At 33.6% G+C, this 25703-nt stretch carries 29 protein-coding genes and 1 other RNA gene; 13 read left to right on the top strand and 17 right to left on the bottom strand.

Annotated features, from left to right (window positions below; translation table 11 throughout):
- The 4 genes from Q0845_RS11370 (at position 1) to Q0845_RS11355 (ending at position 2604) form a co-directional block, all read left to right on the top strand.
- Complete coding sequence (locus Q0845_RS11370; protein ID WP_298513001.1) at positions 1-1044, top strand: hypothetical protein; 1044 nt, start codon at positions 1-3, stop codon at positions 1042-1044.
- 44 nt (positions 1045-1088) lie between these two features.
- Complete coding sequence (locus tag Q0845_RS11365) at positions 1089-1799, top strand: YebC/PmpR family DNA-binding transcriptional regulator (RefSeq protein ID WP_298513000.1); 711 nt, start codon at positions 1089-1091, stop codon at positions 1797-1799.
- A gap of 138 nt (positions 1800-1937) precedes the next feature.
- Positions 1938-2126, top strand: coding sequence for a hypothetical protein (locus Q0845_RS11360; RefSeq protein WP_298512999.1), 189 nt, complete (start codon positions 1938-1940; stop codon positions 2124-2126).
- A gap of 247 nt (positions 2127-2373) precedes the next feature.
- Entirely contained in the window at positions 2374-2604 is a 231-nt protein-coding gene (locus tag Q0845_RS11355) for a hypothetical protein (RefSeq protein WP_298512998.1), read from the top strand.
- A gap of 77 nt (positions 2605-2681) precedes the next feature.
- On the opposite strand, the gene Q0845_RS11350 is transcribed toward Q0845_RS11355, so the two are convergent.
- The 3 genes from Q0845_RS11350 to Q0845_RS11340 form a co-directional block, all read right to left on the bottom strand.
- On the bottom strand, positions 2682-3020 hold the full coding sequence (locus Q0845_RS11350; protein WP_298512996.1) for a T9SS type A sorting domain-containing protein: 339 nt from the start codon (positions 3018-3020) through the stop codon (positions 2682-2684).
- A gap of 914 nt (positions 3021-3934) precedes the next feature.
- Positions 3935-4231: RNase P RNA component class A (gene rnpB, locus Q0845_RS11345), an RNA gene on the bottom strand.
- A 95-nt stretch (positions 4232-4326) separates the two neighbouring features.
- A complete protein-coding gene (locus Q0845_RS11340; protein ID WP_298512994.1) occupies positions 4327-4935 on the bottom strand; it encodes a Crp/Fnr family transcriptional regulator in 609 nt (202 codons plus the stop codon).
- Positions 4936-5133: 198 nt separating this feature from the next.
- Here Q0845_RS11340 and Q0845_RS11335 point away from each other — a divergent pair, with 198 nt between their 5' ends.
- The 9 genes from Q0845_RS11335 to Q0845_RS11295 all read left to right on the top strand — a co-directional run bounded on the left by Q0845_RS11335 (position 5134) and on the right by Q0845_RS11295 (position 14318).
- Positions 5134-5679: a nuclear transport factor 2 family protein gene (locus Q0845_RS11335; RefSeq protein ID WP_298512992.1), complete on the top strand. Its 546-nt coding sequence runs from the start codon at positions 5134-5136 to the stop codon at positions 5677-5679.
- A gap of 127 nt (positions 5680-5806) precedes the next feature.
- Entirely contained in the window at positions 5807-7078 is a 1272-nt protein-coding gene (locus Q0845_RS11330; protein ID WP_298512990.1) for a hypothetical protein, read from the top strand.
- An 11-nt stretch (positions 7079-7089) separates the two neighbouring features.
- Positions 7090-7368: a phosphopantetheine-binding protein gene (locus Q0845_RS11325; RefSeq protein ID WP_298512988.1), complete on the top strand. Its 279-nt coding sequence runs from the start codon at positions 7090-7092 to the stop codon at positions 7366-7368.
- 101 nt (positions 7369-7469) lie between these two features.
- Complete coding sequence (locus tag Q0845_RS11320) at positions 7470-9053, top strand: class I adenylate-forming enzyme family protein (protein ID WP_298512985.1); 1584 nt, start codon at positions 7470-7472, stop codon at positions 9051-9053.
- A gap of 2 nt (positions 9054-9055) precedes the next feature.
- Positions 9056-9925 carry an alpha/beta hydrolase gene (locus tag Q0845_RS11315; protein WP_298512982.1) on the top strand — a complete coding sequence of 290 codons (870 nt, stop codon included), beginning with the start codon at positions 9056-9058 and terminating at the stop codon, positions 9923-9925.
- 10 nt (positions 9926-9935) lie between these two features.
- Positions 9936-10673, top strand: coding sequence for a DUF6733 family protein (locus Q0845_RS11310; protein WP_298512979.1), 738 nt, complete (start codon positions 9936-9938; stop codon positions 10671-10673).
- Positions 10674-10879: 206 nt separating this feature from the next.
- Positions 10880-12646 (top strand): DNA polymerase III subunit gamma/tau, encoded by a 1767-nt coding sequence (locus Q0845_RS11305; RefSeq protein ID WP_298512978.1) that lies wholly within the window; start codon positions 10880-10882, stop codon positions 12644-12646.
- An 11-nt stretch (positions 12647-12657) separates the two neighbouring features.
- The gene (locus Q0845_RS11300) at positions 12658-13239 is read left to right on the top strand and encodes a tRNA-(ms[2]io[6]A)-hydroxylase (protein ID WP_298513337.1); all 582 of its coding nucleotides are present in this window, start codon (positions 12658-12660) and stop codon (positions 13237-13239) included.
- A 377-nt stretch (positions 13240-13616) separates the two neighbouring features.
- Complete coding sequence (locus tag Q0845_RS11295) at positions 13617-14318, top strand: T9SS type A sorting domain-containing protein (protein ID WP_298512977.1); 702 nt, start codon at positions 13617-13619, stop codon at positions 14316-14318.
- 191 nt (positions 14319-14509) lie between these two features.
- Here the strand turns inward: Q0845_RS11295 and Q0845_RS11290 are convergent, their stop codons facing one another.
- The 14 genes from Q0845_RS11290 to pyrR all read right to left on the bottom strand — a co-directional run bounded on the left by Q0845_RS11290 (position 14510) and on the right by pyrR (position 25605).
- Positions 14510-15109 (bottom strand): porin family protein, encoded by a 600-nt coding sequence (locus Q0845_RS11290; protein WP_298512974.1) that lies wholly within the window; start codon positions 15107-15109, stop codon positions 14510-14512.
- Between the two features lie 91 nt (positions 15110-15200).
- Positions 15201-16127 (bottom strand): Ppx/GppA phosphatase family protein, encoded by a 927-nt coding sequence (locus Q0845_RS11285; protein WP_298513335.1) that lies wholly within the window; start codon positions 16125-16127, stop codon positions 15201-15203.
- A gap of 16 nt (positions 16128-16143) precedes the next feature.
- Complete coding sequence (ppk1, locus tag Q0845_RS11280; protein ID WP_298512973.1) at positions 16144-18246, bottom strand: polyphosphate kinase 1; 2103 nt, start codon at positions 18244-18246, stop codon at positions 16144-16146.
- Positions 18246-18731, bottom strand: coding sequence for a histidine phosphatase family protein (locus Q0845_RS11275; RefSeq protein ID WP_298512972.1), 486 nt, complete (start codon positions 18729-18731; stop codon positions 18246-18248). Before Q0845_RS11275 ends, ppk1 begins: the two co-directional genes overlap by 1 nt.
- A 15-nt stretch (positions 18732-18746) precedes the next feature.
- Positions 18747-19394, bottom strand: coding sequence for a pyridoxamine 5'-phosphate oxidase (gene pdxH, locus Q0845_RS11270; protein WP_298512971.1), 648 nt, complete (start codon positions 19392-19394; stop codon positions 18747-18749).
- Positions 19395-19576: 182 nt separating this feature from the next.
- Positions 19577-19786 carry a hypothetical protein gene (locus Q0845_RS11265; protein WP_298512970.1) on the bottom strand — a complete coding sequence of 70 codons (210 nt, stop codon included), beginning with the start codon at positions 19784-19786 and terminating at the stop codon, positions 19577-19579.
- A gap of 176 nt (positions 19787-19962) precedes the next feature.
- Entirely contained in the window at positions 19963-20172 is a 210-nt protein-coding gene (locus Q0845_RS11260) for a hypothetical protein (protein ID WP_298512969.1), read from the bottom strand.
- 216 nt (positions 20173-20388) lie between these two features.
- Entirely contained in the window at positions 20389-20541 is a 153-nt protein-coding gene (locus Q0845_RS11255) for a hypothetical protein (protein WP_298512968.1), read from the bottom strand.
- Positions 20542-20689: 148 nt separating this feature from the next.
- Complete coding sequence (locus Q0845_RS11250) at positions 20690-20848, bottom strand: hypothetical protein (protein WP_298512967.1); 159 nt, start codon at positions 20846-20848, stop codon at positions 20690-20692.
- 135 nt (positions 20849-20983) lie between these two features.
- A complete protein-coding gene (locus tag Q0845_RS11245) occupies positions 20984-22714 on the bottom strand; it encodes a helix-turn-helix domain-containing protein (RefSeq protein ID WP_298512966.1) in 1731 nt (576 codons plus the stop codon).
- An 11-nt stretch (positions 22715-22725) separates the two neighbouring features.
- Positions 22726-23634 (bottom strand): ribonuclease Z, encoded by a 909-nt coding sequence (locus tag Q0845_RS11240; RefSeq protein ID WP_298512964.1) that lies wholly within the window; start codon positions 23632-23634, stop codon positions 22726-22728.
- 19 nt (positions 23635-23653) lie between these two features.
- Positions 23654-23986, bottom strand: coding sequence for a ribonuclease Z (locus tag Q0845_RS11235; protein ID WP_298512963.1), 333 nt, complete (start codon positions 23984-23986; stop codon positions 23654-23656).
- A 135-nt stretch (positions 23987-24121) separates the two neighbouring features.
- Complete coding sequence (locus tag Q0845_RS11230; protein ID WP_298512962.1) at positions 24122-25051, bottom strand: aspartate carbamoyltransferase catalytic subunit; 930 nt, start codon at positions 25049-25051, stop codon at positions 24122-24124.
- Positions 25052-25053: 2 nt separating this feature from the next.
- Positions 25054-25605 (bottom strand): bifunctional pyr operon transcriptional regulator/uracil phosphoribosyltransferase PyrR, encoded by a 552-nt coding sequence (gene pyrR / locus Q0845_RS11225; protein ID WP_298512961.1) that lies wholly within the window; start codon positions 25603-25605, stop codon positions 25054-25056.
- Positions 25606-25703 lie beyond the last annotated feature (98 nt).

Raw genomic sequence — 25703 nt, 5'->3', positions numbered from 1 at the left:
ATGAAAAAAAACTACCAAAGCCTACTTTTTGTGTTCCTCTGTGTCTTTATGTTTCAAGCTGGAACTTCTCAAAATTTTAAAAATCCGAATGAGTACTTGTCTTTTATTGGAAAAGAAAATAAAAAGATTAGCCGAAGCATGTGGAAGTATACCAAATCGGTGGCGCACAGCAAAAGTCCTCGAAGAATTGAAGGCGATCGAAAACGTTTGGTAAAATCTTTAGAACGTGCAATGATCAAAATCAAAAAAGCAAAAGCCTACGAAGGAGAAGATGCATATAAGCAGCAAGTATTGGAATATATGGATTTGCGCACCAACATCTTAAAAAATGACTATGCTAAAATTGTAGATATGAAAGAGGTTGCAGAGCAATCTTATGACTTTATGGAAGCCTATATTTTGGCACAGAAAAAGGTAGATGAGCGCATGCAAGAAGCACAAGAAAACTATACAAAAACCTTAGAAGCGTATGCTGCGCGAAACAATATTAGATTGACTGATGATGAGAGTGATTTAGGGAAAAAGATGAAAATCTCAAACGAAGTATTTGAACACAGAAATGATGTCTACTTATTATTCTTTAAAAGTAATATTCAAGAACGTTTTCTGTTAAGTGCTTTGTCTTCTGCTGATATCAGCGCCATGCAACAAAACCAAAATGCGCTTCAAACATTTGCTCAAGAAGGTATACAAGCATTAGATACAATTACCTTATACAAAGAAGATGCTACGCTAGTAAAAGCCACTAAAAAAGCGTTGGAATTTTATTTAGAAGAAACTCAAAACGAAATTCCAAAAATGATTGAGTTTTTCCTATTCAATGAAAAATTCAACGCGATCAAAGAAGCAATTGACAAGAAAAAACCAAAAGATCGTACGCAAGAAGAAATTGACAAATACAATGGTATGGTCAACGATTTTAACAAAGCGGTGACCGATTTCAACAAAAGAAATGAAGAATTAAATAAAAAACGAACCAAAATTATTAATCAATGGAATGAAGCTTCTGGAAAATTTTTAAGCCGACATATTCCAAAAGACTAATACAAAATATATATTTGTAATCCTTAAATAAAAGTACACGCATAATGGGAAGAGCATTTGAATTTAGAAAAGCACGAAAAATGAAACGTTGGTCAGCAATGGCAAAAACCTTTACACGTATTGGTAAAGATATTGTCATGGCTGTAAAAGAAGGAGGACCAAATCCTGAGACAAATTCTAGGTTGCGTGCAGTAATTCAGAATGCAAAAGCTGCCAACATGCCAAAAGATAATGTTGAGCGTGCTATAAAGAAGGCTTCTGATAAGAATACCGATAACTATAAAGAAGTATTGTTTGAAGGATATGGACCGCACGGAATTGCCGTTTTGGTAGAAACCGCTACCGACAATAATAACAGAACTGTTGCTAACGTTCGTAGTTATTTTAATAAATGTGACGGAAACTTAGGAACACAAGGTTCGGTTGAATTCATGTTTGATCATACTTGTAATTTCCGAATTCCTTCAGAAGGACAAGATCCTGAAGAACTTGAATTGGAATTTATTGATTTTGGTGTAGAAGAAGTCTTTGCAGATGAAGATGGTATTCTATTGTACGGACCGTTTGAAAGCTTTGGAGCAATTCAAAAAGAGTTAGAAAACCGAGAAATTGAAATCTTATCTTCTGGTTTTGAGCGCATTCCACAAGTCACCAAACCTTTGAATGAAGAGCAAGTAGCTGATATTGAAAAGCTATTAGAAAAGTTAGAAGATGATGATGACGTGCAAAATGTGTATCACACTATGGCTGAATAAAAACAATTTATAACTCATAAAAAAACCACGCTATTATAATGATAAGCGTGGTTTTTTGTTTTAAGAATTATGGTTTTACCCTACTAAAAATTCTCACAATTCCTTAATTTTAAGCTTATTAACTCAAATTCTTAAATCATGAAAAAAAAGAAGTTACACAAATTAGAATTGCATAAAAAATCTATTTCTAAATTACAATCACAACTGGTAAAAGGTCAATTCAACAACCAAGAGGAAGATGATAAATTTCAATCTTGGGCGTGTACATTCAATTTTGCTTGTTGGTCAATTGTATGTCCAACTGACTTATGTTCTGCTAATTGTTAGAAATTATACTATAAATACTATAAAAGAGTTCTAATTATTATGGTTACCTGTTAAATACATATAATGTTTCATTATGTATCAATCTAACCCCAAAAAAGGGGAAAACAATCTAAATAAAAAACAATACACATAATAACATATCATAAAGTCGTTTGCTAAGCAAGCGACTTTTTTTATGGTATTCCCGTAGTAAGCTGGGTTTAAGATATCATATCTTCAATCAGAATTAAATCAAACCTAAAAAATTATGAAAAAAAGAAGTCTAACATTTTTACAACTAAACAAAAAATCAATCTCTAATTTATCAATGTATAAAGGAGGAAATGAGGAACCTTCAGGACGTTCAGTAACTGTATGTACTTTTAATGATGAATGCTTTACTGTGGACGACAAAAGTAATCAGGCAACACAGTGTAGAAATAACCAATGTGTTTCTGAAATTAATAGCTGCTTCCCAGTTGCGGCGTGTACTTGGTAAGTTTTACACAAAATATTATTGTATTAAAAAACCACGCTGAAATAGCGTGGTTTTTCGGTTTATAAAGTATGTGTCTTTTATTGTTTAATGATTTTGTCAACGAATACACCTTTTTCAGAAGTCGCTTTTAAAATATACAAACCTTTGGAAAGTGATTTTAATGAAAAATTTACAGCTGTTTGATTCCCAATAAACTTTTTTGAAAGTACTAGTCTGCCTTGCAACGAATACACATCAATTGACTGAATCGAATTTTCTGCTGAAATAAATAATGTTTCTGTCGCTGGTTTTGGAAATGCTACAATACTTTCGTCTATCTGTGTTTCATTAATACTCAATGGTTCAGCAACGGTGGTCATTTCATCATTCGTAATAATTGGCGCATTGAAATCGAAGAAAATTTCAGCTTTATTCATAAAAGTATCATTTACTACCAATGTAGATTTTGTTTTTATTTTAAACAAAACATAACCGTCTAAATATTCTAAATTAGTAAATGCCTCTATACCTACAATAGAGTTGATTGACTCAGAAGATATTATCAAATTATTTACCACTTCTGCTTCACTTAGTTGTACTTGACCATCATTAAAAAAATTACCTCTACTACTTCATCGTATTCAAAGCGCAAATTTGCTTCTCCATTTTCACACTTATTTATTTACAAAAATTAGTAGTAAAAATCTATTAATAGTGTTAAAACTCAAATGCAATAGTAAAACTACGGATTCACCGTAAATAACTGATAATTAGAATATATACTTTTATCGTATAACCAACAACCTATACACCATGTTAAAAAATATTCGAAATCTAAAAGGTGCAAAAACACTGTCGAAATCTTCACAAAGAGAAATTTTAGGAGGACTAAGAAAGCTAAGACAATGCAACTCACAATCTGATTGTACTATTAATCAAATCTGTTTGAATGGTGCATGCTTTAATTGTTATGATCCATTCACAGGATCGTGGTTTTGCTAGTATTTTAAAACCGTTACTCATTTTTAAACGAAAAAATATACGGTTTTACCTTACAAAAGGTATCAGTTTATAAATCGTTTTAGTCAAAAACTAAAGTACTTTTACAGTAATATAATTAGTTTATTTAAATTTTATAGAACTTAAAATTTGAGTGTTAGTGCATAAAATATTTAAGGAGAGAAACTGTCTAGAATTTGTATCATTTTTTCATATGTGAATTATTAAGTTAATACTAAGTTTTCTTCAAATTTAATCGAGACGTTTCTCTTCTTTTTATGCTAAAATAGTACTTCGTTCTATATTCGAAGAATTCTTCTACAACAGAATAAATTCAACTTACAGTTTCATTAAAAAAAGCAGGCCGTAAGCCGAATCCTGTCAAGCCTTATCATTTATCTAAAATTACCGTTACCAATAACTTTTATCTGCCTACCCTTGAGCATCGAACGTGCCGTTCTCAAACGCTCATTTACATGGCATTGCACCTCGTAGAGTTTACCTGATTTCACTACAGCATTACCTGTACATTCTTTCTGCTGCACTTGTCCTCGCCTTACGACGGACGGATGTTATCCGCTACAATTGCACTATGGTGTTCGGACTTTCCTCTCCTTCCTAAAGAAGCAGCGATAAGGTAGCCTGCTTATCGGCAAAAGTACACAATTGCTTTAGATGACAAAATAATTATGTACTACTCTTTATCTTCTATGCCTTTTTTTAAATTAAATAAACGCCATGACGTCAATTATTGATACAATCACGAAATACGTTTTTCTTGAAATCATTCAGAATTTTATTTGTAATAATCCTAGAAGCTCTTATATAAGAAGCCAATTCATCTTGATTGATTGGAATCGTTTTATGAATCGTTTCTGCATTGAAAGGAAAAACTCCCAAACTGTCACCAAACTCAGATATGGTTTTACAAAGTCGTTTTTTAATAAATCGATTTTGTAATATCATAATTCTTTTTTCTAATAAACTATATTCTTTCCCAACACTAAAAAACAATTCACTTTTAGAAATAGCATTCGTATCTAGCATTAAATTAACATGCGATATGTAAAATTCATGAAGTACTGTGCCATCTAAAATAGCTTCATAACTATAATTTATATTGGAATCACAAAAAAACTGTGCAAATCCAAAAAATTGATCCTTCATTAAAATGATAGATGTAATTTTTTCTCCTAGTTCATTAGGATAACTAATTTTTAAAATTCCACTTTTTACAAGATATACTTTCCTAGAGTTCGTTTGATAAAAATGCTTGACGGTTTCATTTTGCGAATAGGTATTACACTTATACAAACCTTTCATTTCAAGAGCTTTAAACAATTTATGAGCCATATATATTTATTTCTGTTTTTTCGACTTATAAATGCAATACTTATATATAACAGGAATTCAGAAAATTATCCTACTTCAAACACCTACAACTCCATAGAATCGTAAGAAAAAATAAACTCAAAAAATGTTAGAATTTTTACAACACAATGAAAGATGTTGATCTAATTTTCCGCTTTATAACCAAACTTAATTACCAAAATGAAAACTATTAATTACAAGAGTTTATTACTGTTGAGCGCCGTAGTTACGGGCACTATTTTATTGATGTCACTTGTTTCAAACCCTACTTCAGAAACCGTTGAAATCAATTACAAAAACTCCGTAGTGAGTTATTATGGACCTCAAAAAGTAACAGAAAAAGAGCTGTTGAAAGCCGCTAAACTAATTGACGTTGCCGATCGTAGATTTGAAACAAAATGGGTAAACAAAGATCCTAAAGGTATTTCGGAAGAATATACCACAGAAGGAGCCGTGTTTATGAAACCAGGAAAGAAACCTAGACTGGGACGAAAAGACATTGAAAAAGAATTTTCTCTAAGCGTCAAAGATGTGGATCGTGTAGCGTTTTTTCAAGATGAATTAGAATTCTTTGGAGAAATGAACGTTGCCTTTCAAAGATGTCATATGCTAGGCTATGTAAACTCAAAAAAAGAGCACATTTTTGAAGGTTCGTATGTAATTCTCTGGAAAAAAGAAAACGGAGAATGGCTGATAGAATACGACATGTTCAATTCTGACAAATAAGCTTTCTACAGAAAATCACACACATCTTATTTAAAATCTTCAATCTAAGAATAGTTATTCAACACTACTCTTACCCATAGCTTGTACCCAAACATGAACCAAGCTATTAAAAACACTGTTACACAAAATGAATAAATCGCAAATAGTCGCTGCCGTAAACAAATACGGCACTCCAGCATACGTTTATGATGGAGCACAATTACTCACCAACTATACAAATCTTAAAAATGCTTTGCCCGATTTTGTAGATGTTTTCTATGCGTTAAAGGTAAATCCAAATGTATCTTTAGTAAAATTATTACGATCCAAAGGAGCTTGCACCGAAGTATGTTCTGTTACCGAAATGGAAATTGCGCTAAAAGCCGGATCAACTCCACAAGACATAGTATACTTAGGTCCTTGCAAAAAAGATTATGAATTAAAAAGAGCCATTTCTTTACAAATTTTTGCCATTGTTATAGAATCTGAAATCGAACTTCAGAGAGTCTCCAATTTTGCAAAAGAATTAAACACAGTTGCAAATATTGCTATTAGAATAAATCCAGATTTCTCCGCAGAAGGTTCTCCATGGAAAATGGGCGGAAGACCTACACATTTTGGAATTGAAGAACAACGCGCTGTTGAAAATTTCGGGAAGTATTTAGCAACACCTTATGTGAATATAAAAGGAATTCATGTATACAATGGCACTAATATTTTAGAAGCTTCTTCTGTATTTGAAAACACGAGATATATTTTAAAATTATATGATAAAATTGTTCAAAAATATCAGTGCAAATTTACGATGGTAGATGTTGGTGGCGGCATGGGAATTCCGTACTTCCAAAATCAAGAAGCGCTGCATCTTGGAGAATTCAAAGATCTTATGGTTCCTTTGTTTACTGAGTTTAACGAGAAATATCCAAGGACTCGAATTATTATGGAATCTGGTCGTTTTATTATCGGAACAGCTGGAGCTATGGCAGTTCAAGCAAATAACATTAAAGTAAATCACGGAAAAACGTTTGTTGTTACGGATGGCGGAACCAACTGTCATTCAGCCGCAGCTGGATCTGGAAGAGTTGTAAAAAGAAACTTTCCGATGGAAAATATTTCAGCTCATGAAACTGCGGAAACACATACCTATCAAGTTTCAGGTCCTTTATGCAGTCCTGATGATATCATTGGTAGAAATATCGTGCTTCAAGAGGTAAAGTTGAATGATATTTTACTTGTAAAACTCTCCGGAGCCTACGGTCCTACTTCATCGCCCGTACTTTTTCACAGCCATGGTTATCCATCCGAAATTCTGATTTATCAAAATGAAATACAATTAATTAGAGAAAAAGACTGCGCAGCAGACATCATAAATAAGCAGATTGAAGTCGATTTCAAAAAAAACGAATTAATCAACCACTAATGAACCTACACATGGACACACATACAATTTTAGACACTATAAAAGACGGATTGCTTGACAGTATTCCAAACATCACTAAAGACCAAATCAAATTAGATTCTCATCTCAAAAATGATTTAGGAATTGACTCACTTTCCTCCATGTTCTTCTTAACCTATCTTGAAGATAACATCCGCGGATTTGTCGTCAATGCTGATACCATTGAAGCCAGACATTTTAATACATTACAGACCATTTTTGAATATGTTTTGTCTGAAATGAACATTGAAATTCCTTCAACACTCGCATAACTTTTTATCACCACTTACTAAAAAATAATTTTCATACAACATTGTAGTCCTTAGCCAAACAAGGACTGCAATGCTTGTCATGCATTTATAATACACAAACTATGATACCAACATTGCAAAATTTCTTGGAGGCATCTGCACATACCTATTCTCACAAAACAGCAGTATCATTTTCAGGAAACTCTTATACATTTTTAGACATTCAGAAACAATCTGATATACTTGCCACTTATTTTCAAAAACAAGGCGTTCAACGAGGTGATAGAATCGTATTACTTTTGGGAAATACCATTGAAACGGTCATTTCTTTTTGGGCAATTTTAAAAGCCGGCGCGATTGTAATTCCCGTGGGAACAGAATTAAAACCGAGTAAAATTGAATACATTCTAGATGATTCTGGCGCAACATTGCTGATTACAACCAATAAAATTGCTTTACAGAACAGTACACTTTTAGCAAATTCTGCACTTACCGAAATTTTGGTCGTTGACAAATCTGAGGAACTCATACATGAGAAATTTACTAGTTATCAAAAAGTGTCAATAGCAAATCATGGGCAAAAGCAAGCTTCTCGATTAATTAGCAAAGATTTAGCCGCTATTATTTATACATCTGGATCAACAGGTGAACCGAAAGGTGTCATGTTATCTCATGAAAATATGATTGCTGCCACCAATTCCTTAAATGCATATCTAGGATATCAAAACAGCGATAAAGTCCTTTGTGCATTGCCTTTGTCTTTTGATTATGGTTTGTATCAAATGATCATGTCTATCTCAACAGGTGCAGAATTAGTCCTAGAAAAAGAATTTACGTGGCCCATTTTTCTTCTCAAAAAAATCATTAAAGAACACATAACCATCGTTCCTGCAGTACCAACCATGGTCATGCTACTTCATGAACAGAATAAAAAATATCAATTTGATTTACAAAGTGTTCGCGCGGTCACCAATACTGGTGCAGCACTTACTCAAAGTAACATTCAAATGGTGAAAGAATTGTTTCCAAAAACAAGCATTTTTTCTATGTATGGACTTACCGAATGTAAACGATGCACGTATCTTCCGCCAGCCGAAATTGATACAAAACCTGCCAGTGTTGGCATTGCGATTCCGAATACAGAATTATGGTTGGTGGATGAAAACAATCAAAAAATAACAACTCCAAATACAATTGGACAATTGGTAATTAGAGGCGCTACAGTGATGCAAGGTTATTGGAAGAAACCCGAAAAAACTGCTGAAAAGTTGAAAGAAGGCATCTATCCGAATGAAAAAGTGCTGTACACTGGCGATTACTGTACTCTTGATGAAGATGGCTATCTGTATTTTAAGGCGCGAATGGATCAAATGATTAATTCCAGAGGCATCAAAGTAAGTCCTAAGGAAGTAGAAGATTTCATTGGTGCAATTCCGCAAGTAAACTCCGTAGTTATTACCAGTGTTCCTCATAAAGATTATGGAGAAGCTTTATTTGCTTTTGTGGTGTTGAATGAAGAAACTATGATTACAAAAAGTGAGATTCTAAAAGTATGCGCAGAAAGCTTAGAAACATACAAAGTCCCTGAATATCTGAACATTATTGCATCCATTCCTAAAACACCAAATGGAAAATTCAATATTCTTTCTTTGAAAGAACAAGCGCTCGATTTTATCAATTCTGATGCAAATGCAATGCCTGTTTGATAATGAAAGAAATAGAATTTAACATCCATGGATTTGTATTGAAAGCAAAAACTTGGGGCGACAAAAACGGGCAACCTATATTAGGCATTCATGGCTGGCTAGATAATGCAAACAGCTTTGATAAAATTGCGCCGCTTTTAGCTGCAAACACCTACTTTATTGCTATTGACTTGGCTGGTCATGGATTATCGAATCATCGGAAAAAAACGAGTTCGTATTATTTATGGGATTATGCTTTAGATATTTTAGAAATTATAGAACAGCTTCAATCACAAAAAGTAAACATCATAGCCCATTCTATGGGAACTGGAGTCGCTGCAATTATTGCAGGAGCATTCCCGAAACTGATTCATAAACTTGTTTTTATTGATGGTTTAGGCGCTCCATTTGTGGTGAAAGAAGAAAATATGGTTCACAGTTTTCATCAGTCCGTTCGGCAATTAAAAATGGCTAGAAAAACCAAACTATATGGCTTTTCCTCAAAAAACAGCATTCAATTTGCCTCCAAAGAAGAAGCTATTCAAGATCGTATGAAGAATCAAATAAGTACTATTTCTTATGATGCTTCTGCCTGTTTAACAGCGCGTTCTTTAACACAAGTTTCTTCTGGATATAGATGGCGAAATGATCCGCGTATTGCTTTACCAGAATGTTACAAAATGACCGAAATGCAAGCACAATTATTTATTGAAGCTATTGCCTGCGAAACCCTGATTATACTTGGAAAACAAGGATTATTTTCAAAAGGTATGTTTCTTTCTAGAGTTGACAAGTTTAAAAATGCAACACTGCATTGGCTTGAAGGCGGACATCATTTACACTTAGAAGAACAACACGCTAACACAGCACAACTTATCAACGATTTTTTATAAAACTTATACTATGAAAACAATAAAAATTACCCTAATATTATTCCTAACAGCGACTACGTTTTTATTTGCTCAGGAGAAAGAGAAAGAAACTGATACGCCCAAAAAAGCAACTTTTGCTACAAAAATTATTCACAATAGCGTTGCTGGGTTCTACCCTATTTTCTTTGGGAATTTTGAAACAAATAAAAGTTTCGATATTACATTTTACACGATTTTCTGGACAAATCCTTCGTTTGGAAATTTACAATCTGGAAGTGATCTTCTTTTAGAAACTTCTGTCGGATTGGGTTTTAAATTTTTAAATAAATCACTGTATGTAAATCCTTCTTTTGGAATTACAAGCGGAAAATTCTCATCCAACAGTACAGGAACTAAAATTGCGGAAGGACTCGTTCCTAGTATTTATATCAATTACCAGAAAGGTATTTTTGACTTTGAAGGATATATCGCGTATTATAAATCGATTCGAGAAGATGACAATATCATTACTAAAGACTATTTGCTCAATTGGATGGCGCCAGGAATAAAAGTAGGGAACAGAGTAACGTTGGGTGCTTTTTATGAATCCTTTGGAATCACACGCCAAGAAGATGCCGATCCTCTATTGGTATATCAATGGTTGGGTGCTTCTGTAAAACTTAAATTTGACAGCAATATTATTTTTAGAATATCTGCAGGTTCTACACTAAATACAGATGTAGGAACTTCGGATGAATTTTACAAAGTTTCTGCATTTATTCCACTATAAAACGAGTTTAAAACTTTTTTTAAAATGCAACATAAACCAAGCACTCAGGTGTTTGGTTTTTCTTTTATAAGAGGAAGTAGTGAAAAAATTATAATCAAACTTACTTATCAAAATCTGTTAATAAAAAAGCAGAACTATCTGCATATTTACTATGTTTGATTAGATATGTATTGCTATATTTGTCCTTGTAAGATTACCCGAATTCTATGGAACATTTCATTGTATCAGCTCGTAAATATAGACCGCAAACATTTAAAGATGTTGTCGGTCAGCAAGCGATTACAAATACTTTAGAAAATGCCATCAGAAGTAATCATTTAGCACAAGCTTTATTATTTTGCGGACCGCGTGGTGTTGGAAAAACAACCTGTGCGCGAATTTTAGCAAAAAAGATCAATCAAGATGGTACGGAAAATCCGGATGAAGATTTTGCTTTCAACATTTTTGAATTGGATGCTGCTTCAAACAATTCCGTAGATGACATCCGAAGTCTCATTGAACAAGTCCGCATTCCGCCACAAGTAGGAAAATATAAAGTATATATTATTGATGAGGTACACATGTTGTCACAAGCAGCTTTTAATGCGTTTTTAAAAACCTTAGAAGAACCGCCAAAACATGCTATTTTCATTCTGGCAACGACCGAAAAACACAAAATTATTCCAACGATTTTATCTAGATGTCAAATCTTTGATTTTAAAAGAATTGGTGTTAAAGATGCGAAGGAATATTTAAAGTATATCGCCGAAAGTCAAGGTGTAGAAGCCGATGATGATGCACTGCATATTATTGCACAAAAAGCAGATGGCGCCATGCGTGATGCATTGTCTATTTTTGATAGAGTTGTGAGTTTTTCTGGAAAACAATTAACACGACAAGCCGTTACCGAAAACCTGAACGTTCTCGATTATGAAATCTATTTTAAAGCCACTGATTTGATGTTGGAAAACAACATTCCGCAATTATTGGTTGACTTTAATGAAACCTTATCGAAAGGATTTGACGGACATCATTTTATCGCAGGAATCGCATCGCATTTTAGAGATTTATTAGTCTGTAAAAATCAAGCTACGATTGCACTTTTAGAAGTAGGCGATCAAACCAAACAAAAATACTTAGAACAATCGCAAAAAACGTCACAGCAGTTTCTTATGAAAGGAATTGAGTTGGCAAATGATTGTGATTTAAAATATAAAACCAGTCGAAATCAGCGACTTTTAGTCGAATTATGCTTGATGCAATTGGCCTCTATCAATTATGATGGAGAAAAAAAAAATAGCAAGCGGTTCATAATTCCTGCCACGTTTTTTATAGCACATGGCAAAAAAATTGATCCAATTGCCAAAGTTACCTCAGCAAATACAGCAGCTTCAATTCCGCAAGAACAAACACAGCTCAATACAACAGCTTCTCATCAAGTAGCTGAACCTGCAACACCTGTTCAAGCTACGCCACCAAAAGTAGAAACGCCGCCACCGCCAAAACCAAAAATTGATATTTCCATGATGCGAAATAAGGTTTCTGGGTTGTCACTTTCGAGCATCAAAGCAAAGCAAGAACATTTAAAGAAACAACAGAGTAAAGTTGTGGATCAGAAAGCATTGCCAAAAGATCCATTTACAGAAGAACGTATGTTGGAAGTGTGGAATGCGTATATAGAAAAGATTGATAAGAAAGGGGAAAAGATTATGGCTTCCTTATTGGCGACCGATGTTCCAAAAATGAAGGATGACGTAACAATTACTATTGAATTGCCTAATGAAACCATGAAAATTGAGATTGAGCGTGCACAATATCCTTTATTAGAATATGTGCGTTCTGAATTGAACAATTATGATGTTTCGCTAGAAATTGATGTCAACGAATTGACCGTAAAGAAATATGCGTTTACTACACGTGATAAATACGAAAAGTTAAAAGAAATTAATCCGTTAGTAGAACGACTCCGAAAAGATTTTGATTTAGAAATTTAATACATACAATGATGTTAGGATTAAAATTACCAACCGATCCACGTTGGGTAAATATTGCAGAAAAAAATATTGAAGAGATTTTAACAGATCATGCTTTTTGTGAACAGAAAGCTACCAGTACTGCAATTTCCTTGATTGTAAGTTTTCCTGAATATTCTGAATTGGTCGAAGATATGATTGCTTTGGTAAAGGAAGAAATCAGTCATTTTAAAATGGTGCATGATCGAATTCTTGCCAGAGGTTGGAAATTGGGTCGCGATCGAAAGGATGAATATGTTTCTAAATTGCTGCAATTTTTCCCAAAAGGCGGAAGTAGAACGACACAATTAGTCCATAGATTGTTGTATGCAGCACTGATTGAAGCCCGAAGTTGCGAACGTTTTAAATTGTTATCTGAAAACATTAGCGATCAGGAATTGGCAACTTTTTATAAGAATTTGATGGTGAGTGAAGCCAATCATTATACAATGTTTCTTGGTTATGCCAGAAAGTATGGAGATCGTTCAGAAGTGGATGAAAAATGGCAAGCTTTGCTAGATTTTGAAGCTGAAATTATGAAAGATTTGGGCACTAAAGAAACGATGCATGGGTAGTTTAGACGCGCTTTGCTTTTAGACGCGACTTCGCCTTTAGATTTTTAGACTTGCTTCGCTTTTAGTACTAATTGAAGCGTAATTAATTATTTGATACTACTTTTTTAGCAATCTCACTTTTTTCTTAATAGTTATTCAACGTCAATTCGAGTGGTTTTCAAAATGAAATAAAGAAAATTGTATCGAGAATATTTTTGAATTGCTGATGCTTTTAGATTTTAGACTTACTTAAATTTTGATGCCTTTCTTTCCACTTATACCTCAATTTGTTCGTGATTTATAAATTGTGACTAGTAACTCGATAGTAACAGATTAAAATTCTCCATAGATAGTGATCTTTGTTGTAGTTTTATGGTAATAAACATTACTAGTTTACTATGAAACACATCTACATTTTATTTTTAGTATTATTTGCTTCTTATTCCCTCAAAGCACAAGACGATCCAGATCTTTTGGGACAATGGTATTTGCATTATATTGAAAGTAATGGCGCCACCATATATGTCCCTAACGGAAATGCGCTTACTATTACTTTTAGCAATCTTGATCCTAATCCATTTGCAGAGAATGTAGTTGGTTTTGGAACTTGTAATGAATTTTTTGGCAAATATGAATTAAACAATGGTAATACTTCACTGGATATTGTTGATCTTTCCCAAACACTTGTAATGTGCGATGGTGATACTTTTGAGTCTGTTTACTTTAGCATTTTAGGAAATAGTAGTACTAACTTTTTTGACTACACTATTAATCTTACTGATGAAACCTTAACTATGATCGATTTACTAGGGGAAAAACTCGTGTACGGAAGACAAATTTTATCTACTAAAGACAACAAATCATTCTCAAGCAATATTAAAATTTATCCAAATCCTGTTCAGGAAAAATTTTCTATAACGGGAATTTCTACGAATTCTAAAACAAGTTATTCCATTCATAACCTTGTCGGAAGTGTCATTATTTCGGAACGTTCTATGACGCAAGCCTCTTTGGATGTTTCACAGTTAAAAGCTGGAATTTATTTTATAAAATTTCAACAACAAGGAAAAACGGCAGTGAAGAAGTTTGTGAAGATATAGTTTTTAGACGCGCTAGCGCTTTTAGATTGTTAGACACGCTGCGCTATAGATCGCTTCGCTCTTAGACATAAAAAACGTCAAACTGAAAATTTCAGTTTGACGTTTTTTATGTTTTATAATTTGTCTAAAAATCTAAGAGCAAAGCGATCTAACATTCTAAAGGCAAAGCCGTGTCTAAAAGCTCAGCGCGTCTAGAGTCTATACGTTAATCCAATTTGAATGACTGCATTTTTTCCTTCTATATTTGGAGCTCTGTCTTCATCAAACATATCTGCTAGTCCAAGATTATAACGTGCTTCAATAGCTACATTTTCTAAGATTGTCAATCCAATTCCGCCATTGACACCAAAGTCAAAGTTTTTAAAATTGTCTTCAAACTCGTGAATTTTCACACCTATTTGTGGTCCTAATTGAATGTTTAAGAAGTCTGTAAGTTCGTACTTCAACATTAACGGTACTTGCAAATAATCTGCTCGCAAGTTTTCTTCTTTCGCACCTTGTGCAGAATATAAAAATTCTGGTTGAAAGCGTATTTTTTCAGTCAAACTCATGTCAATAAAGAATCCGGCAACAAAACCAATTCTCGAATCATTCAAACCATCTTGAATGTCATTTAAATTGGTGCCGCTGTAATTAGAAATGTTGACTCCCAATTTGAATCCATAACGCGTTTCTGTATCAGCACTTACGTAATCGTTTACGTCTATTGACTCATCCGATTCTTTGATGGTCTCTTGTGAAAAGACTGTGAATGAACATAGTAAAAACGAGAAAAGTATTAGTTTTTTCATCTGTAAGATTTATTTTAGGTTGTTCAGATTCTATTTTCTAAAGGAATCTGTTGAATTATTTAGTTAATTCTTAAAAGTAACTATCCGTTTTTCAAAAATTTAAAATATTCGATCCTAATTTCGTTTTTTTCGATGTTTCGAAGAATAATGTCTTTATAATACCATCTGAAAGTCCAATTTTAGGTACATATATTTTACGCGCGCCGCTCCATTTACATGCAGAAAGGTAAATTTTAGTCGCAGGAATGATAACATCGGCTCTATCTGGGTTTAACCCTAATTCAGAAATACGCTCTTCATAGGTAAGACTTTGCAAGAATTGATATTGCGCATTTAAGTAGATATACGACAACGGTTCTCCAATAGGAGTTCCTGACATTTTGTATAGTTTATTGATGTTTCCGCCAGAACCAATTAACGATAAACGTTTTAAGTCTTTGGTATTTTTCTTAATCCATTTTTCAATATCTTCCCAAAAAGTTTCTGTAATCATCCCATTCAACAAACGAACTGTACCAATTCTGAAAGACCTAGATGTTTTTATTTTTCCATTCGAGAAAATCGTAAATTCTGTACTTCCACCACCAACATCTACATAGAGATAGTCTTTTTCTTTGGCAATGACATTGTGAAGATCGGTAGAAGCAATGATTTCTGCTTCGCGTTTTCCGTCAATAATATCTATTTTGATACCTGCTTTTTTCTTGATTCTTTCCACAACAGCAGCTCCATTTTTTGCATCACGCATTGCGGAAGTAGCACATGCCATATAATTTTCAACACCATGAACATCCATTAATAAACGGTAGGATTTCATCGCATTGGTCATACGATCTATGTTATGTTTAGAAATTTCGCCGTTGGTAAAAACATCTTGCCCTAAACGAATTGGCACACGTACCAGTGAACTCTTTTTGAATTTTGGTGCTTTATCTTCCTCTTCAATCACATTTGCAACTAACAATCGTATAGCATTCGATCCAATATCAATGGCAGCAAATTTTCTAATTCTCAAAATGGGGTTGTTTTATAAATTAATTTGACATTTTTTCTAAATAGTAATCATACGTGGCAAATTGTGAACGCACTTTTATCAATTGATTTTTTCGGTATGCATTGTCTTGTTTTTCAGAGAATACACGTGCTTTCACATTATCGCTCCAACCAATATTAAACGTATCTAGCAATTCTTTTTTAAGGTCCTCATCGTATATCGGACAGGTAACTTCTACCCTTTTGTCTATATTTCGCGTCATCCAATCGGCAGAAGATATATAGATTTTTGGATCTCCATTGTTGCCAAAGATAAACATTCTTGGATGTTCTAAAAACTTGTCAACAATACTTATGGCTTCTATGTTTTCGCTCATTCCAGGAACTCCGGGAATTAAACAACAGATTCCACGAACAATCAACTGAATTTTTACGCCTGCTCTGCTGGCATCATACAATTTATCTATGATTTTATAGTCTGATAAACTGTTGACTTTTATTTTGATATAAGCTTCTTTTCCTTCTTGTGCATTTTTGATTTCCACATTGATCAATTTATTGAGCGAATTTCGCGTATAATGTGGCGATACTATTAAATGCTTGTATTTAGCAACTTTGTAATTTGTTTCAAAGAAATCGAATACTTTAGATACTTCTTTTAGTATGTTTTGATCGGACGTGAAAAGCGTATAATCCGTATAGATTTTTGCCGTAGATTCATTTACATTTCCAGTACTTACAAAACCATAGCGTACAATTTTCCCTTCTTCCTTTCGCTCTATCACACAGGTTTTGCTATGTACTTTTAAACCTTGCACACCAAAGATGAGATTTACACCTTCGCTCTGCATTTGTTCTGCGTATTTGATATTGGCAGCTTCATCAAATCGTGCTTGTAATTCAATTTGAACCGTTACTTTTTTACCATTTTTTACGGCATTTACTAGCGAACTCGCTACATGCGAGATTTTTGCCAAACGATATACCGTAATTTTTATGTTTTCTACTTTTGGATCTAAGGCAGCTTCACGCAAAAAACGAACTACGTAGGCAAACGTGTGATATGGTGCGTATTGCAGGTAATCTTTTTGCGCTATTTTTTCAAAAATACTACCTTCTCTACTGAGTCCTTTTATTGGCAATGGCGGATACGATTTGTAGAGTAAGTCTTCACGACCTAAACTTGGAAAAGACATATAATCTTTACGATTGTGATAGCGTCCACCAGGAATTAAACTATCAATATCATCAATTCCCATTTTTTGTAGTAAGTATTCAAAGGTATCTTTTTCGATGGTTTTATCGTATACAAAACGTACAGGTTCACCACTTTTTCTTCCTTTGACACTGCTCGATATTTTTTGGATAAAACTTTTCGTTAAATCGTTATCAATATCCAATTCGGCATCACGTGTAATTTTGATCATGTGTGCCGATAAGCTTTCGTATTCAAAAATACTGAAGATATTCCCAAGAGAGTGACGAATTAAATCATCTAGAATAATGATAAATTGTTTTTCTCCTTCACTTGGCAATACAACAAAGCGATCGATTGTTTTTGGAATTTCAATCAATGCATATTTTACTTTGTTTATTTTCGGTTTGAAAAAGCGCGTTACTTTTTTAGTGTTTTTCGTTTGCTCTTTTAGCACCATCCGAATTGCCAAATATGCAGCTTTGTCTTTTAGACTTGGCATTTCATCAATATCATCTAAAATGATCGTTACCAGCGCCGGACTTACTTTTTCGAGAAAGTATTTTTCGATGTACGTACTCTGACTTGGCGAAACTTTTTGTTCATTGATGACAAATATGTTTTCTGTTTCTAAGGTTTTTTGAACTTCGTTTAGAATGCGCAAACTTTCCGTTTGCTGCTTGATTACGATTTTAGTAATTTGTTCTAACAGGTCTTTGGCTTTGGTACCTCCTAGTACGCTTCTTCCGCCTTTTCCTGCTTGTGCAATACGTTTTACGGTTGCATAACGTACTTTAAAAAACTCATCTAAATTGTTTGAAAATATCCCAATAAAACGCAAACGTTCAATAAGCGGAACAGTTTCATCAGCGGCTTCTTGCAATACACGTCCGTTGAATTGTAGCCAGCTTATTTCTCTGTTAATATACTTGTTTTTGGTATGCTGCATTATTTTAAATCTTTAGGAAATACTTTTAAAATTGTTTTACCTTCATTGATACTTCCCCAGGAATCTGTATTAAATTGTATTACGACAACGCCGCTGGTTGGGACATTGTCAAAAAATTGACTTCCGTATGTGTTTGCGACTGCTGTAATGGCGTGATTGTGTCCAAAAACCATTAATGTGTTTACTTCATCATCACAAGATTTTACAGTGTTCACCAATCCTGAACCGCCAAAATCATACATATCTTCTTTGATGATGACTTTATCAAAAAGATATTCAAGATTGCGCGTAAATATGGCACAAGTATGCAACGCTCGGTTTGCGATACTTGAATAAATTACCTCAGGTGTTTCTATTTTATCAGCAATGTATTTTGCTACTAAATGTGCATCTGTTATTCCGCGTAATTTGAGAGTACGATCTTTGTCATCTACAGGATATTCCCAAGATGATTTTGCATGTCGTACGATGATTAAGGTTTTCAATATGCTAGTTTTTAATTAAGGCGCTAAACGTTCAATTTTCCATGAGTAATCGGTTTGTAATTGGTAACGCATTCTATCGTGCAATCGGTTTGCTCTGCCTTGCCAAAATTCGATTTCTTGTGGTTTTACAATATATCCGCCCCAATATGCTGGGCGTTCAATTTCTTTGCCCTCGTAAGCTGCTTCTAAAGCTTTCAATTTGTGCTCTAGATACGTCCTGGATGGAACTACCGAACTTTGATCAGACACTAAAGCTCCAAGTCTACTTCCTCGTGGACGCGATTCAAAATATCCATCCGATAAGTTTTCTGCGATCTTTTCAACCTTTCCTTTAATGATGATTTGTCGTTCCATAGCTGGCCAGAAAAATGAAATACAGACATTCTGATTTTCTGCCATTGCCAATCCTTTTTCACTTTCATAATTCGTGTAAAAGATAAATCCTTCGTGGGTATATTTTTTTAATAGCACGACTCTACTTTTAGGAAATCCGTCCAAACCAATCGTGCTTAAAGTCATTGCATTGACTTCGGCAACAGTTTCAGAGCGTTCTACTTCTAAAAACCAATTTCGAAACATCTCTATAGGATTTTCGACACAGTTTTCTTCTAATAGTTCGCTTTTTTCATAGGATTTTCTGTAATCACTTAAATCTTGTTTCATTCGTTTTCTTTAACGTACGTATCTACAAATTATAGGCACTGCAATTTACAGCTTTTCGTTTGCATTGAGAAGTAAAAACAAGTGCTTTTATATTAATTTATTATAAAATTATTCAACAATTTTTGCCCATAAAAAAAGGGAAAACCGAAGTTTCCCCTTTTCTCAACATAAATTTAAGTAGCTTATTTTTCTTGTTCAAACGTACAACCGCCTCCAAACTCACTCGGCGCACCATCACAACCCAATATTGTTGGCGGCAATGTCGATGTACATGTTTGCCCAATTGTATGTGGACAAGGATAGGTTTCGCCTCCACCAATAATGCGGTTTAGTTTGAATGAAGAAATATTCTTTTTGTTCAATCTAAGTTTCGTTTTTTTAACTTTTTTCATAATATAATGTTTTATAATGCCTACGTTTTTATAGGTTTTCGGCAATACCTTTTCAATCGATTGTTTCACCAAATTAAGAAGGATTTGACATGAAAAAAAGAGTCTTTAGCGTAAATTGGATGATTTAAGGGCATAAAAAAAGACAACTAAAAGCTGTCTTTTCTTTTCGCTATTCTTTATTGTATAGCATAACAAATACCATTTTCATCTGGTACTTGCGACATTTCATATATTGGCGGATAAATAATTGGTTCGTTATGCGAATCACATTCTGAAATCGTGTCCGTATGCACTTGCCCACCTTCTATTGTTTGCTGTGTAAGCTTATCAATTCGCGCGATTGCCATTTTGGACAATTGTAATTTTCTTGTTGTTGTTTTCTTCATAATAATCAAATTTTAATTAAGTACTAAAGCTATTAAATATGAACTGATAGTTGAGTCAAAAGAAGCTTAAATCATCTAATTTAAGCATGCCGGAAACGCCCAAAAATCACTATATATCAACACTTTAAACCTAAATGCACAGATTTTAGTTTATGTAATTTAATTCTATAAAAAAAGGAGCGATAAACGCTCCTTTTAAACATATTGCTTTGTTTTTTAGTGACACTGCATGTTTCCGCAACGAGAATACAATGCTGTTTGCGTACATGTTGGCGTACATGAATAGTGTCCACCTTTTACTTCTGTTGCATCTAATGTTGATACTTTCTTCTTGTTCAATCCTAATTTTAAAGTTCTTGATTTTTTCATGGTTATAATTTTAAACGTGCCTACATTTTAAAAAGGTTTTCGGCTTTACCTTATCAATCCTTATAGGTTAAATTGATAAGTGCAATCTATTGAAGATATCATTACTTTAAAAAGCAAGATTCCGTAAATTAGATGATTTAAGGCGGTATTAATGACACATTTGATTTCCACAATGTGAACCGTGTGCAGAGAATATCCCATCTGAAATAGGATCCGTTCCTCCTTTTAGTTTTACAGAAAGTTGTGTGTTGATTTTTGAGATTAACTTTTTTGAGAATTGGAGTCGTTTAGGCTGTCGATTTTTCATTATTCTAATATTTTAAATGAGGTTAGTAATGGTTTTTTTGTGTGTTTAAAGCTATTGAATAAGATTTGTTTATTAATTTTCTCAAACCTTAAATTGTCTAATTTAAGGCAATGAAGATTGCTTTAAAACATAAGGTTACACCTTGTTTTCTAATCGTTTTTCTAATTCTTTGATATAGTATGAAGGATTTATTCCTGCAGCCTTTTTAAAGTGCTTTGTGAATGATTCTGGACTTTTATAGCCAACTTCTAATGCAATGTGCTTGATAGCGTATTTACGAAATTGATGATCTGTATTTAAGCGATCAATCGTATAATTGATTCGTAATTCATTCAGATATTGATAGAATGTTTTTTCCTTGTATTGTTTGAGTATTTGTGTGAGATAGGTTGTATTTGTTTTTGTTTTTTTTGCCATATTCGCTAAAGAACAAGACGATTCTAAAAAATAATTTTGTTCCTCTAGCTTTTCTAAACGTTTTAAAACGGCTTCTACTTTTGAGTCCGTAATGACAATTTCTTTAGGTTTGGATCGCTCTTGATTTTCTTTTTCTTTCTTTTCTTGTGATTGTACTAGTTTTTCAAAAATTTCCTTGTTCTTTTTTGCTTCATTTTTATAATGGAATAAAAAGTAGATCGAAGCCAAACATATAATTCCAATAATAATTAAGATACCTTGATATCTTGACAACGTTTGTTTATTGGCAGCCAATACCGTTTGAATAAATTCATTATTAATATTGAAATCACTTTCGTGCATCGCTCTCGCTATTTCATTATTTTCTTTGTTTTTAACTCTGCTTATTTGATCTCGTTTTGTCTCATACATCGTTGACTTTACTACATCTTGTTTTGCCAAATAACATTTTGACAATAAATCATACATGTCTTCCAAGTAGATAGGATCAAAACCTTTGCTGTTTAATTTTTCTGCCTGTTTGATGATGGTATTTACTTGATTAAATTGATCAATAGCAGTGTCATACTCTTGTAGTTTGTAGTAACATCTTCCAATATTGAATAGCGTTTCCGACAAACGTTCGTCATTTTTTAAATAGGTAATGTATGTCTTTGCGGTATCTAAATGCTGCAATGCTCTCGAATAGTCTTTCTTTAAATAGTAAGCCACTCCAAAGTCATGTTGAAAAAAGCTTTTTCCCGATTTATCATTGATAGATTCACTAAGTTTAAATCCCTTTCTACTGTAATATAATGCGGAATCTGGCTCTTGCATTTTTAGAAAAGTTCCACCAATTCCCATCAAAACTCGAGCAACATTTTTGGGTTGAATGTTTAGTAATTTTCTTTGTTTGTAGGACTGTTTGTAAATTGCGAGTGCTTCATCAAAACGTTTTGCATTCCGCATGATTTTTGCCATGTTCGCATGTGCTAAAAAAATTTCCTTTTTATTGTTTTTAGTAGATGCATCTTCATACACTTTCGTATAATAGTTCATTGCAATGTCACTTTCGTCATCAAGCGCATATACATTTCCAATACGCAATAAGAACAAATTTTTTAAAGGCAAATCTTTAATGTCTTTAATCATATTTACTCCACTAATTAAAGTATCGCGCGCATTGATAAATTCTCCTTTTTTTGTGAGTAATACACCGCGTTTTAAATACACATTTGCTTTGAGCAATAGATCATTGTTTGTTTCTGCTTTTTGAAGTAATTCTTCAATCAATAGATCTGCTCTTTCAATATCTTCATTGATCATATTTCCGATGACAGACAATTGTTTTTTATCTTCATTTGCTATTTTTAGCGAAGTTTTTTCTTTGTTACAATTCCACAAACAGAAGAGCATAGCGATTGCGATAGTAATTCTTAGAATTCTATACTTTATGATACTTAATGTCATAAACATGTTAATTAATTAAACTCAAAAACTTTTCCATCGTCTGCTAATACTACATTTTCAAATACCGTTTCGGCTTCTTCTTTGAATGCATCAAAGCCATCGTAACGCGTTGAAAAATGTCCTAATATTAGCTGACCAACATTCGCATCTTTGGCAATCATTGCTGCCTGTTTTGCGGTTGTATGCTTCGTTTTAGCTGCTAAATGATCGTGCTTATCTAAAAAAGTAGCTTCGTGATATAATACATCTACTTCTTTGATTTGATCAATTATTGGTGGGAAATATATGGTGTCGCTACAAAAAGCGTAGCCTTTGGATTTTGGAGGATCAAAAGTTAGTTTTTCATTAGGAATCACTTCTCCTGAATCTAACGTAATGTCCTTGCCGTTTTTTATGTTTTGATAGTAGCATTTTTCTATTTCATGATTCAACACCGCATTGATATTGAGCTTGCGTTCTTTTTCTTTTTCTTTGAATAGAAAACCATTGGCATATACACGATGTTCTAACGGAATGGTGGAAACCGTGACTTTATCATCTTCAAATAAAACCTCCGATTCATCGCTTTCTAACTCGTGAAAACACAGTTTATAATTTGTCCACGATTTCGACAGTTTAAGCTGTAATAACGTCAGCTCTTTGAGTCCTTTTGGACCGTATATATGCAAGTCTGTATTTCTACCCAATAACATAAATGTAGAAATTAATCCTATCAATCCATAGAAATGATCTCCATGTAAATGTGAAATGAATATATGCTTTATTCTATAAAATTTTACTTTGCTACGACGCAATTGCACTTGTGTTCCTTCACCACAATCTATAAGAAAGATGTGATTTCGAATTTCCAGTACTTGTGCAGTAGGATTTGTATGTTTTGTTGGTGTTGCTGCATAACAGCCTAGTATTGTTAACTTCATTCAGTTGTTGTTCTATACACTAAAATCCTAAATCGCGTTCGATTTCTTCCATTTCAATGATGTCAAAAGCTTCTTGCAGTGTTGGCACTGTCATAATGGCTTCTGGCAAATCGTCTGTACTTATTTTATTGGTGACAATGACAAACGAATGTTTGGCTGCACGGTGTTTTTTTGATAGTTGTAAAAATTCTACCAAATTGCTTTTTGTTAAGTTTCCAAATGAAAACAAATTGACGATAATATTGTCGTTTTTAACTTCGTCGTAGCGCGCTTCTATTTTTTGCACAAGTTCCACAGTATCTGTAGATTCTTGTGTGATGATCAGTATGTTTTCTTGTTTATCTAAAATCATAAGTTCAAAGTTTAGAGGTTTTTGGCTGTTTTATGATATGTTTTATAACAATTTACAAAATTTACCGCATACTTTCGAATTCAAAATACGTTTACCTCTATTTTAATATAAATAATAAGAAAACCAAGAATTATACTATTTTTTAATTTTTGCAGCTAATAGATAAATTACTGCCATACGGACTGCAACTCCATTTTCTACCTGATTTAGGATGATGGATTGTTTGGAGTCTGCCACATCACTGGTAATTTCCACTCCACGATTGATCGGTCCTGGATGCATGATTACAATTTCCTTACTTAGCGAATCTAACAAAGCTTTCGTGACTCCATATTGTTGTGCATATTCACGTGTTGATGGAAAGTAACTGATGTCCATACGTTCGTTTTGAACACGCAACATATTAGCGACATCGCACCATTCTAACGCTTTTCTCAAATTCGTTTCTACACCAACACCTAAGCTTTCAATGTATGTTGGCAACAAGGTTTTTGGTCCGCATACTTTTACATTGGCGCCTTGTAATTTGAGTGCGAAAATATTTGATAACGCAACTCTACTATGCAAAATATCACCTACAATCACGACATTTTTTCCAGCTACATCACCTAGTTTTTCGCGGATAGAATACGAATCTAACAATGCTTGTGTTGGATGCTCATGTGCCCCATCACCAGCATTTACAATACTTGCGCTTACATTTTTTGATAAAAATACACCTGCACCAGGGTTTGGATGTCGCATCACTACCATATCAACCTTCATCGATAGGATGTTGTTTACAGTATCAATCAACGTTTCTCCTTTTTTCACAGAAGACTGAGAAGCTGAAAAATTAATGACATCTGCAGACAAGCGTTTTTCCGCTAGTTCAAACGAAAGTTTTGTACGTGTGCTATTCTCAAAAAATAAATTTGCAATCGTAATGTCTCGTAAAGAAGGTACTTTTTTTATAGGACGGTTGATCACTTCTTTAAATTGATCGGCCGTTTCAAAAATGAGTTGTATATCTTCTTCTTTAAGATATTTAATTCCTAGCAAGTGGTTTACACTTAATTCACTCATTTCTAATTGTCTTTTTCTTGATTAATAAGATATACCATGTCTTCTCCTTCATTTTCAGACCAGTTCACTTTTACTCTTTCTTCATTGATGGCATCTACTTGTCGTCCGCGATAGTTAGGTTGAATTGGCAAATGTCTGCTAAAACGTCTATCGATCAATACCAATAACTCAATTTCTTCTGGTCTTCCAAACGATTGAATAGCCGTTAATGCTGCACGAATACTTCTTCCTGTGTATAGTACGTCGTCAATAAAAACAACTTTTTTATTTTCTACCACAAAGTTGATATTCGTTTTGTTGGCTTCTAGAATTTTCTCGCTACGGCGGAAATCATCTCTAAAAAAGGTAATATCAAGATAGCCTAATTCAATATCTTTTACCTCATATTCATCGCGTAGAATACTTGCTAAACGTTCCGCGAGGTAAATTCCTCTAGGTTGAATTCCAACCAAAACTGTATTTGAAAAATCAAGGTGATTTTCGATGAGCTGACATGCCAATCGATGCAGAATAATTCCGATCTCTTTTGAGTTCAATAAGGTTTTTTGACTCATAGTGTTTGTCCAAATGGTATTTGGAATACAAAAGTACAGATTTATTTTTTATTAAACCTATTTTCTAATTTGGTTATCGTGAATAAGATATCATTCCA

The organism is uncultured Kordia sp., from assembly GCF_947489565.1.
Taxonomy (GTDB): Bacteria; Bacteroidota; Bacteroidia; order Flavobacteriales; family Flavobacteriaceae; genus Kordia.
The sequence above is the reverse complement of the archived record's forward strand: the minus strand, read 5'-3'. Positions and strand labels throughout refer to the sequence as shown.

Excerpts from the sequence above, each read along its gene's own strand:
- Q0845_RS11265 (WP_298512970.1), bottom strand. The coding sequence starts at position 19,786 with ATGAAAAAAGTTAAAAAAACGAAACTTAGATTGAACAAAAAGAATATT.
- Q0845_RS11330 (WP_298512990.1), top strand. The coding sequence starts at position 5,807 with ATGAATAAATCGCAAATAGTCGCTGCCGTAAACAAATACGGCACTCCA.
- Q0845_RS11260 (WP_298512969.1), bottom strand. The coding sequence starts at position 20,172 with ATGAAGAAAACAACAACAAGAAAATTACAATTGTCCAAAATGGCAATC.
- Q0845_RS11245 (WP_298512966.1), bottom strand. The coding sequence starts at position 22,714 with ATGACATTAAGTATCATAAAGTATAGAATTCTAAGAATTACTATCGCA.
- Q0845_RS11315 (WP_298512982.1), top strand. The coding sequence starts at position 9,056 with ATGAAAGAAATAGAATTTAACATCCATGGATTTGTATTGAAAGCAAAA.
- Q0845_RS11250 (WP_298512967.1), bottom strand. The coding sequence starts at position 20,848 with ATGAAAAATCGACAGCCTAAACGACTCCAATTCTCAAAAAAGTTAATC.
- Q0845_RS11255 (WP_298512968.1), bottom strand. The coding sequence starts at position 20,541 with ATGAAAAAATCAAGAACTTTAAAATTAGGATTGAACAAGAAGAAAGTA.
- Q0845_RS11320 (WP_298512985.1), top strand. The coding sequence starts at position 7,470 with ATGATACCAACATTGCAAAATTTCTTGGAGGCATCTGCACATACCTAT.
- Q0845_RS11230 (WP_298512962.1), bottom strand. The coding sequence starts at position 25,051 with ATGAGTGAATTAAGTGTAAACCACTTGCTAGGAATTAAATATCTTAAA.
- pdxH (WP_298512971.1), bottom strand. The coding sequence starts at position 19,394 with ATGAAACAAGATTTAAGTGATTACAGAAAATCCTATGAAAAAAGCGAA.
- Q0845_RS11325 (WP_298512988.1), top strand. The coding sequence starts at position 7,090 with ATGGACACACATACAATTTTAGACACTATAAAAGACGGATTGCTTGAC.
- Q0845_RS11240 (WP_298512964.1), bottom strand. The coding sequence starts at position 23,634 with ATGAAGTTAACAATACTAGGCTGTTATGCAGCAACACCAACAAAACAT.
- Q0845_RS11350 (WP_298512996.1), bottom strand. The coding sequence starts at position 3,020 with ATGAATAAAGCTGAAATTTTCTTCGATTTCAATGCGCCAATTATTACG.
- ppk1 (WP_298512973.1), bottom strand. The coding sequence starts at position 18,246 with ATGCAGCATACCAAAAACAAGTATATTAACAGAGAAATAAGCTGGCTA.
- Q0845_RS11235 (WP_298512963.1), bottom strand. The coding sequence starts at position 23,986 with ATGATTTTAGATAAACAAGAAAACATACTGATCATCACACAAGAATCT.
- Q0845_RS11290 (WP_298512974.1), bottom strand. The coding sequence starts at position 15,109 with ATGAAAAAACTAATACTTTTCTCGTTTTTACTATGTTCATTCACAGTC.
- Q0845_RS11295 (WP_298512977.1), top strand. The coding sequence starts at position 13,617 with ATGAAACACATCTACATTTTATTTTTAGTATTATTTGCTTCTTATTCC.
- Q0845_RS11335 (WP_298512992.1), top strand. The coding sequence starts at position 5,134 with ATGAAAACTATTAATTACAAGAGTTTATTACTGTTGAGCGCCGTAGTT.
- Q0845_RS11305 (WP_298512978.1), top strand. The coding sequence starts at position 10,880 with ATGGAACATTTCATTGTATCAGCTCGTAAATATAGACCGCAAACATTT.
- Q0845_RS11360 (WP_298512999.1), top strand. The coding sequence starts at position 1,938 with ATGAAAAAAAAGAAGTTACACAAATTAGAATTGCATAAAAAATCTATT.
- Q0845_RS11355 (WP_298512998.1), top strand. The coding sequence starts at position 2,374 with ATGAAAAAAAGAAGTCTAACATTTTTACAACTAAACAAAAAATCAATC.
- Q0845_RS11310 (WP_298512979.1), top strand. The coding sequence starts at position 9,936 with ATGAAAACAATAAAAATTACCCTAATATTATTCCTAACAGCGACTACG.
- Q0845_RS11340 (WP_298512994.1), bottom strand. The coding sequence starts at position 4,935 with ATGGCTCATAAATTGTTTAAAGCTCTTGAAATGAAAGGTTTGTATAAG.
- Q0845_RS11370 (WP_298513001.1), top strand. The coding sequence starts at position 1 with ATGAAAAAAAACTACCAAAGCCTACTTTTTGTGTTCCTCTGTGTCTTT.
- pyrR (WP_298512961.1), bottom strand. The coding sequence starts at position 25,605 with ATGAGTCAAAAAACCTTATTGAACTCAAAAGAGATCGGAATTATTCTG.
- Q0845_RS11300 (WP_298513337.1), top strand. The coding sequence starts at position 12,658 with ATGTTAGGATTAAAATTACCAACCGATCCACGTTGGGTAAATATTGCA.
- Q0845_RS11365 (WP_298513000.1), top strand. The coding sequence starts at position 1,089 with ATGGGAAGAGCATTTGAATTTAGAAAAGCACGAAAAATGAAACGTTGG.